We start from the raw sequence: 7,295 nt of genomic DNA, 5'->3' as shown, positions 1-7,295 counted from the left end.
GGCTCCAGCAGGCGGTGCAGGCTCGCCACCGCGGGGGCCGCTCCGCCGCCGGGCAGCGCCGCGGCCAGATCGGCGGCGGCCCGCTCGGTCGGCGCGGCGACCGCGGTGCGCAGTCCCCGCGACGCGGCGGCCGCCGCGATGCCCGCGGCGACCTCGGCGAGCGCGTCCGGCGTGGCGCGCAGGACGCTGACGCCGGTGCGCAGCGCGGCGGTCAGCGCGAGCGAGCGGTCCTCGGGCAGCCCGGCGCGCAGCTCCTTGACGGCGGTGTCGTCGAGCAGCGGAGCGGCGGTGAGGGTCAGCCGCTGGAACCCCTCGGCCGCCGCCTCCTCCGCCAGCGCCCACCGCGCGGGCCCGAGCGTCTCCTCCGGCTCGGGCGGCTCGGCGTCCTCGTCGAAGGACTCCTCGTCGAACTCCGGCTCCTCGGTGAGCGTGACGACCTCGCCGCCGTCCAGCGCGGCCTCGACGGCGGCGCGCGTGTCCGCGACCCGGGCGCGCTCCAGCGCGGACACCACGTCGGCGAGGGGCGTGACGGTGTGGCCGCGGCGGGCCGCCTCGGTGAGCAGGTGCAGGACGAGCGCGCCGCCGCGCCTGGGGTCGTCGGGCCGGGCGTCCGGTCCGAGCAGGGCGCGCGCGAAGTGGTCCGCCTGGGCGGGCTGGACACCGGGGACGCTCAGCAGCCGCCACGGGTCCTCGCGCAGCCGCGCGGCGGCGCCGGGACCGAGCCGCGCCGCCGTCCGCGCCGCCAGCCCGGCGGGGACGCCCAAGGAGGCGAACAGCTCGTCGAGCGCGGCCCGGCCCTCGCGGGCGTCGGCGGGCGGCGCGGCGGAGGCGGCGGCCTGCGGGCGGGCCGGGCCTTGCCGCTCCGGTCCCTGCTGCCCGGGTCCCTGCTGCCCGGATCCATGCTGCCCCGATCCCTGCGGGCCGGGCTCCTGGGGGCCTTGTCCTTGCGGTCCGGGTCCCTGCGGGCCGGCGGCGCGCCTGGCGCGGGCGGCCTCGGCGGCGCGGGCCCCGGCGGCCTCGGCCGCGCGCATCGCCTCGGCGGCGCGGGCGGCGCGCTCCTGCGGGGACTCGGGCGAGGGGCTGTCGATGTCAGGTGGGGTGTCGGTCACGGGCTTCCCGTCGCGGCTTCTCACGGTTGGCGGTGGACCGTCCCGAGCGTGCCACGGACGGCCCGCCCGGTCACGGAGGCGGGCACGGGAGGGGCGGTCGCGGGGCGGGCGGTCACGGTGCGGGCGCGGTCACTGGTGGGAGGGGGACATGTCGGAGACGTCGTCCAGGGCGCCCCGGATCTCGTTCGGCAGCGTCAGGTCCTCGCTGTCCAGGATGGCCCCCAGCTGCGCGGCGGTGCGGGCGCCGACGATCGGGGCGGCGACCCCGGGCCGGTCCCGGACCCAGGCCAGCGCCACGCTCAGCGGCGACACGCCGAGGCCCTCGGCGGCGGTCACCACCGACTCCACGATCCGCGCGCACTCCTCGTCCAGGTAGGGCTGGACGAAGTCGGCGAAGCGCGGCGCGGCGGCCCGCGACCCGGCGGGGATGCCGGTGCGGTACTTGCCGGTGAGCACGCCCCGCCCGAGCGGGGAGAACGGCAGCAGCCCGGCGCCGGCGTCCAGCGCCGCCGGCACCACCTCCCGCTCGATGTCGCGGCTCAGCAGCGAGTACTCCAGCTGCGCCGACACGATCGGGGCGCGCCCCGGCCAGGCGCGCTGCCACGCGGCGGCCTTGGCCACCTGCCAGCCCGCGTAGTTGGAGACGCCGACGTAGCGGGCGCGGCCGGACGCCACCGCCTCGTCCAGCGCCGACAGCGTCTCCTCCAGCGGTGTCGCCGGGTCGTAGACGTGCAGCTGCCACAGGTCGACGTGGTCGAGGTCCATCCGGTCCAGGGACGCGTCCAGGGCGCGCAGCAGGTGCCGGCGGGACCCGTCGTAGCGCCCGTTCGGCCGGATCGCCGCCTTGGTGGCGATGACGAAGGCGTCGCGGTCGACGACCTCGCGCAGCAGGGCCCCGAGGATCCGCTCGCTGTCGCCGTCGCTGTAGACGTCGGCGGTGTCCACCAGCGTGCCGCCGGCCTCCGCGAACGCCACGAGCTGCTCCGCGGCCTCGTCCGGCTCGGTGTCCTGGCCCCACGTCATGGTGCCCAGCCCCAGCCGGGACACCAGCAGCCCGCTCCGCCCGAGGTGACGCTCCTTCATAGGCGGTCAATCTAGCGGTCATCGCGGGCGCCCCACGGCGCCGTCACGATCCGCGTCCGCCCGGTGACGTGCGCGAAGGCAGGCGTACGGCAGGTGACGGGAACATGAGCATGATTCGTCCCGGCAGTGGCCGAAAAGGGTGTTCTCGCAGGTGGGACGGGCGCCGGGCCGGACGGCGGCGATGCGCGGGAACCGGGGCGCGGCGGGCGGCGGATACGCTTCACCGGGATCGGCGCCGTGGCCGATCTCGCATTCGGAGGGGACCCGCCGCTCGTGAACGTCGTGGAAGCGACCGTGCTCGGGATCGTCCAGGGACTCACCGAGTTCCTGCCGATCTCCAGCTCCGGTCACCTGCTCATCGTGCCGAAACTGCTCGGCTGGAAGGACCCGGGCGCGGCCTTCACCGCCGTCATCCAGCTCGGCACCATGGCCGCGGTCGTCATCTACTTCTGGCGCGACCTCGTCCGCATCCTGACGACGTGGACGAAGAGCCTGTGGACGCCGGAGCTGCGCCCCCAGCAGGACGCGCGGCTCGGCTGGTACATCGGCCTCGGCACCGTCCCGGTGGCGGTCATCGGCCTGGCCCTCAACGGCTTCATCGAGGGCGGCGCGCGGAACCTGTGGCTGAACGCGTCCTCGCTGATCGTCCTCGGCCTGCTGCTGATGGTCGCCGAGTGGGCCGGCATCGGCAAGCGCGAGGTCGCCGACCTGAACATGCGGGACGGCCTGATCATCGGCGGGTTCCAGGCGCTCGCGCTGATCCCCGGGTCGTCGCGGTCGGGCTCGACGATGACCGGGGCGCTGTTCCTCGGGTACACCCGCGAGGCCGCCGCCCGCTACTCCTTCCTGCTGTCGATCCCGGCGGTGGTGCTGTCGGGTCTGTTCGAGCTGCGCAAGGCGTTCGACGGGTCGCTGCAGGTCGTCCCGACCGCGATCGCGACCGCGGTGTCGTTCGTGGTCGGGTACGCGTGCATCGCCTGGCTGCTGAAGTTCCTCACCCGGCACTCCACGAACGTGTTCGTGTTCTACCGGGTGGCGCTCGGCGGCGTCCTGATGGGCCTGCTCGCGGCCGGCGCGATCTCCGCGACCTGACCCGCCCGCCCCCGGACCCGGCCGCGGCCGCACTCCGCGGGACGGACGCGCCGCCTGACCCGCGCGAAGATCCTCAGGGGATCTGTTCCGGCGGGTCACCGCCGGGCTAAAGTGCCGGGCCATGGCACCATCCCCGTACTCGATGCACTCGCCGGAGGGCGCGGGCGGGCCGTCCGCCGACCCGGTGTTCGGCGCCGGCCCCGGCGACGACCCGGGCTACCTCGCCTCGCTGCGGGGCACGACGGTGCTGGGACGGATGCGCCTGATGATGCTGGTGCTGGTCGGTGCGCCCGTGCTGATCCTCGCGCTGACCCCGCTGATCGTCGACAACCGCGGCGGCGCCGCCGGGGACGCCCCGCCGTGGATCTACGCGCCGCTGCTGCTGGCGGCGGCGGTCGCGGCCCTGGCCGGTCCGCGCGCCCCGCTGGCGATGGCGCCGGGCGCCGAGCCGCCGGCGGCGGCGCGGCTGGCGCTGACGCAGTTCCGGCAGGCGGTGCTGCTGCGGTTCGCGCTGGCCGAGGGCGTGATCCTGCTGGGCCTGCCGCTGGCGATGATCGGGCACGCCGTGGTGGTGTTCGTCGCCGGGTTCGTCGTCGGCTACCCGCTGCTGCTGTGGCTGGCGCTGCCGACCAGGGGAGGGGTGGAGCGGCTGCGCCGCCGGCTGGAGGCGCAGGGCGCCGAGTCGCACCTGTGGGCCGTGCTGCTGGCCGCGCCGCCCCCCGAACTGCTCTCCGGCCGGACGCCCGGCCGGGACGCCGCGTGATCCCCGCGCCTTGAGTCCGTCCGCGCGCCCTACAGCCAGCCGCTCTTGCGGAGCCTGAGGTAGAGCAGCACGCACACGACCGCCATCAGCACCAGGACGACCGGGTACCCCCACGTCCACTTCAGCTCGGGCATGTGCGTGAAGTTCATGCCGTAGATCCCGGCGATCGCGGTCGGCACCGCGATGATCGCCGCCCACGCGGAGATCTTGCGCATGTCCTCGTTCTGCCGCTTGCCGAGCAGCGCCAGATGCGCGTTCAGCACGCTGTTCAGCAGCTCGTTGTGCGCGTCGACCTGCGCGTCCACCCGCAGCAGGTGGTCGAGCACGTCGCGGAAGTACTCCCGGGTCCCGGCGCACTCGGAGACCCGGCCCTTGACGATCTCCTGCAGGACCGGCACCAGCGGGTCCTCGGCGGTGCGGAACTCCAGCACCTCCCGCTTGAGCGAGTAGATGTCGGCGGTCACGTCGCGGGCCCGCGGGTCGAACACCGCCCGCTCCAGCCCGATGATGTCCACCTCGACCTCGTGCGCGACCAGCCCGTACCGGTCCACCACCTCGTCGCACACCGCGTACAGCACGGCCGTCGCGCCGTGCTTGAGCAGGTCCTTGTCCTCCTCCAGCCGCTTACGGACCGGCCCGAGCGGGTTCCCGGCGCCGTGCCGGACGGTGACCGCGAAGTCCGCGCCGAGGAACACCATGATCTCGCCGACCTCGATGTCGGACGTCTCGTCGACGTAGGCGAGCGTCTTCAGCACCACGAACAGGGTGTCGTCGTAGCGCTCCATCTTCGGCCGCTGGTGCGCCGACACCGCGTCCTCCGCGGCGAGCGGATGCAGCCGCAGCTCGTCCTTGACGAGCTCGAACTCCTCCTCGTCCGGCTCGTACAGGCCGATCCACAGGAAGCAGTCGCCGTTCGCCCGCGCCAGGTCGAAGGCGTCGCTGATGTCGCCGTCGATGTCGCTGCGGACGCCGCCCGCGTAGATGGCCTTGTCCACGATCACGGCATGCATTGTCGCGCATCCGGCGCGCCGCGCGGAATCGCGCCGGTGATCACATCCGGTCCGTGCATCTCCTACAGTGGCCAGTTGTGACGACCCTTCTCCTGGTAAGGCACGGCCTGACCGCTATGACCGGGCCGGTGCTGGCCGGCTGGACCCCCGGCGTGCGGCTGGACGAGCGCGGCCGCGCGCAGGCCGCCGCGGTCGCCGGGCGCCTGGCGGCGCTGCCGCTCGCCGCGGTCGTCTCCAGCCCCCTCGACCGGTGCGTCGAGACCGCCGAGTCGGTCGCCGCCCCGCACTCCCGCGACGAAGGCGGCGCCGTCGACAAGGTCGAGATCGACGAGCGGTTCGGCGAGGTCCGCTACGGCGACTGGACGGGCCGCCCGCTCAAGGAACTGGCCGAGGAGCCCCTGTGGCGGGTCGTGCAGGCCCACCCGAGCGCCGCCCGGTTCCCCGGCGAGGACGGCGAGGCGATGGCCGACGCCCAGCACCGCGCCGTCGCCGCCGTCCGCGACTGGAACGAGCGCATCACCGCCGCGCACGGCCCGGACGCCGTCTACGCGGTGTGCAGCCACGGCGACATCATCAAGGCCGTCGTCGCCGACGCGCTCGGCCTCCACCTGGACCAGTTCCAGCGCATCCAGGCCGACCCCGCGTCGGTCACCGCGATCCGCTACACCGAGCTGCGCCCGTTCGTGCTCCGCCTCAACGACACCGGCGGCGACGTCGCCGGTCTCCTGCCCAAGCCGGACGAGGGCGATGACCGGAAAACCGGATCCGGGGCGAGTGACGCGGTCGTCGGCGGCGGCGCGTAGGGTCGATGTCATGCCCGTCATCTCCTACGACCTGCCGGAGCGGTTCGTCGCCGGCGCCGTCGGGCGCCCCGGCGACCGCGCCTTCTACCTGCAGGCCCGCGCGGGCCGCCGCGTCACCAGCGTCGGCCTGGAGAAGTTCCAGGTGACGCTGCTGGCGGAGCGGCTCGAGGAGCTGCTCGACGAGGTGCTGCGGCGCAGCGGCGGCGAGGCCCACGTCCCCGCGGTCACCCCGTCCGAACTGCGCGACGACGGCCCGCTGGAGCAGCCGGTGGAGGAGGAGTTCAAGGTCGGCACGATGGCGCTGGCCTGGGACCCCGACGACGAGCGCGTCGTCATCGAGGCGCAGGAGGTCACCGAGGCCGAGGAGGACGCCGAGGTCGGCGAGGACGATCCCGCCATCGCGGTGCTGCGGGTGCGGATCAGCGCCGCGCAGGCCCGCGCGTTCGCCGAACGGGCCCTGCAGGTGGTCGCCGCCGGACGGCCGCCGTGCCCGCTGTGCGGGCTGCCGCTGGACACCGAGGGCCACGTGTGCCCCCGCCAGAACGGATACCTGGGCTGAGATGCGCGCGGTCGGCACGCCGGGCCGGGTCGCGGCCGCCCCGGACCGGGACCCGCGCTGGATCACGGGCGGAGCGGCCGGGAGAATGAGCGCATGACGCAGTCCTCCCGGGACCGGGCCCCCGCCGGCGACCCCTCCGGCGACCGGGTCTCCCCCCGCGACGTCCCCGCCGCCGAGCGGCTGCTGCTGGCCGGCCGGCTGTCGATCGAGGGCCGCCTCGTCCAGGCCTCCAACGCCACCCTGTACTGCACGGTCGAGCACGACGGCGTCAGCGCCGCCTGCGTCTACAAGCCCGTCGCGGGCGAGCGGCCGCTGTGGGACTTCCCCGACGGCACCCTCGCCGAGCGGGAGGTCGCCGCCTACGAGGTGTCCAAGGTCATGGGCTGGGGCACCGTCCCCCCGACCGTCCACCGCGACGGCCCGTACGGGCCCGGCATGGTGCAGCTGTGGGTCGAGCCCGACCCCGACACCGACCTGGTCGCGCTGTCGCGCTCCGACGACGACGCCATCCGCCGCATGTCGGTGTTCGACGCCGTCGTCAACAACGCCGACCGCAAGATCGGGCACCTGCTGCCGCCCGGCGACGGCCACGTGTACGGCTGCGACCACGGCGTCTGCTTCTCCGTGGAGTACAAGCTGCGGACGGTGCTCTGGCAGTGGCGCGGCAAGCCCCTCACCCCCGAGGCGGTCGAGGCCCTCGGCCGCGTCGACCGCGCCCTGCGCGGCGGCCCCCTCGCCGCCCGCCTCTCCGAGCTGCTCACCGAGGAGGAGGTCGACGCGACCCGCCGCCGCGTCGAACTCATGCTCAAGCACCGCATCCACCCCTACCCCCCCGAAGACTGGCCGGCGATCCCCTGGCCGCCGCTTTAGCCCAGG

Annotated in this window: 8 protein-coding genes; 5 read left to right on the top strand and 3 right to left on the bottom strand. The window is 74.9% G+C overall.

Features of this window, described 5'->3' with window-relative positions; translation table 11 throughout:
• Together ABT299_RS46420 and ABT299_RS46415 are read right to left on the bottom strand one after the other, a co-directional pair.
• Window positions 1-1,109: helix-hairpin-helix domain-containing protein (locus tag ABT299_RS46420; RefSeq protein WP_500254721.1), on the bottom strand; the 1,109-nt coding region annotated here is incomplete at its 3' end.
• A gap of 129 nt (window positions 1,110-1,238) precedes the next feature.
• Window positions 1,239-2,192 (bottom strand): aldo/keto reductase, encoded by a 954-nt coding sequence (locus ABT299_RS46415; protein ID WP_500200517.1) that lies wholly within the window; start codon window positions 2,190-2,192, stop codon window positions 1,239-1,241.
• Between the two features lie 237 nt (window positions 2,193-2,429).
• On the opposite strand from ABT299_RS46415, the gene ABT299_RS46410 reads away from it, so the two are divergent.
• On the top strand, window positions 2,430-3,284 hold the full coding sequence (locus tag ABT299_RS46410; protein WP_387018100.1) for an undecaprenyl-diphosphate phosphatase: 855 nt from the start codon (window positions 2,430-2,432) through the stop codon (window positions 3,282-3,284).
• Between the two features lie 121 nt (window positions 3,285-3,405).
• Window positions 3,406-4,047, top strand: coding sequence for a hypothetical protein (locus tag ABT299_RS46405; protein ID WP_500200515.1), 642 nt, complete (start codon window positions 3,406-3,408; stop codon window positions 4,045-4,047).
• Between the two features lie 29 nt (window positions 4,048-4,076).
• On the opposite strand, the gene corA is transcribed toward ABT299_RS46405, so the two are convergent.
• Entirely contained in the window at window positions 4,077-5,057 is a 981-nt protein-coding gene (gene corA / locus ABT299_RS46400; RefSeq protein WP_500254720.1) for a magnesium/cobalt transporter CorA, read from the bottom strand.
• Window positions 5,058-5,134: 77 nt separating this feature from the next.
• Between corA and ABT299_RS46395 the strand changes: the two genes are divergently transcribed.
• The 3 genes from ABT299_RS46395 (at window position 5,135) to ABT299_RS46385 (ending at window position 7,289) form a co-directional block, all read left to right on the top strand.
• Window positions 5,135-5,860, top strand: a complete 726-nt coding sequence (locus ABT299_RS46395; RefSeq protein ID WP_500254719.1) for a histidine phosphatase family protein — start codon at window positions 5,135-5,137, stop codon at window positions 5,858-5,860.
• 10 nt (window positions 5,861-5,870) lie between these two features.
• Complete coding sequence (locus tag ABT299_RS46390; protein ID WP_190857237.1) at window positions 5,871-6,419, top strand: DUF3090 domain-containing protein; 549 nt, start codon at window positions 5,871-5,873, stop codon at window positions 6,417-6,419.
• 93 nt (window positions 6,420-6,512) lie between these two features.
• On the top strand, window positions 6,513-7,289 hold the full coding sequence (locus ABT299_RS46385) for an SCO1664 family protein (RefSeq protein ID WP_190857235.1): 777 nt from the start codon (window positions 6,513-6,515) through the stop codon (window positions 7,287-7,289).
• Window positions 7,290-7,295 lie beyond the last annotated feature (6 nt).

Origin of the sequence: Spirillospora sp. NPDC000708, from assembly GCF_040299565.1 — a bacterium.
Taxonomy (GTDB): domain Bacteria; phylum Actinomycetota; class Actinomycetes; order Streptosporangiales; family Streptosporangiaceae; genus Spirillospora.
The sequence above is the reverse complement of the archived record's forward strand: the minus strand, read 5'-3'. Positions and strand labels throughout refer to the sequence as shown.

Coding starts and splice junctions, on each gene's coding strand:
- ABT299_RS46405 (WP_500200515.1), top strand. CDS start 3,406: ATGGCACCATCCCCGTACTCGATGCACTCGCCGGAGGGCGCGGGCGGG.
- ABT299_RS46390 (WP_190857237.1), top strand. CDS start 5,871: ATGCCCGTCATCTCCTACGACCTGCCGGAGCGGTTCGTCGCCGGCGCC.
- ABT299_RS46385 (WP_190857235.1), top strand. CDS start 6,513: ATGACGCAGTCCTCCCGGGACCGGGCCCCCGCCGGCGACCCCTCCGGC.
- corA (WP_500254720.1), bottom strand. CDS start 5,057: ATGCATGCCGTGATCGTGGACAAGGCCATCTACGCGGGCGGCGTCCGC.
- ABT299_RS46415 (WP_500200517.1), bottom strand. CDS start 2,192: ATGAAGGAGCGTCACCTCGGGCGGAGCGGGCTGCTGGTGTCCCGGCTG.